Genomic DNA, 332 nt, shown 5'->3' on the forward strand with positions numbered 1-332 from the left:
TCACCCTTCAATACTTTATTTTACCCCACTCACTCCCTCCCTCACCCCATCTTCCAATTCCAAACTATAACCTTTCCTTTCCTCCTCATTCCATTTAAACTCCTCCCCCATCTACTCCATCACATTTCCCTTCTCTTCACCCACGCCATCAATATCCAACAAAATCCCCCCTCTTCCCCTCTTCAACAACTCCATTCCCCTTCCCCCTCCTTCATACTCGATTCCATAAACCAATTTCCCAAACAATTCCAACCCCACCCCAAATTCATCTGCTTCTTTCTTCTGTTCTCACCCGGGCTGCAACACAGCCCGAACGTTGCAACCATACTCGT

1 protein-coding gene is annotated in these 332 nt (G+C 47.3%); it reads right to left on the bottom strand.

Features of this window, described 5'->3' with window-relative positions; genetic code table 11:
• Positions 1 to 111: 111 nt before the first annotated feature.
• Positions 112 to 246, bottom strand: coding sequence for a hypothetical protein (locus FS736_RS25325; protein WP_260983695.1), 135 nt, complete (start codon positions 244 to 246; stop codon positions 112 to 114).
• Positions 247 to 332 lie beyond the last annotated feature (86 nt).

The sequence above is a fragment of the Cytobacillus oceanisediminis 2691 genome, from assembly GCF_007678455.1.
Lineage (GTDB): Bacteria > Bacillota > Bacilli > Bacillales > Cytobacillaceae > Mesobacillus > Mesobacillus oceanisediminis_A.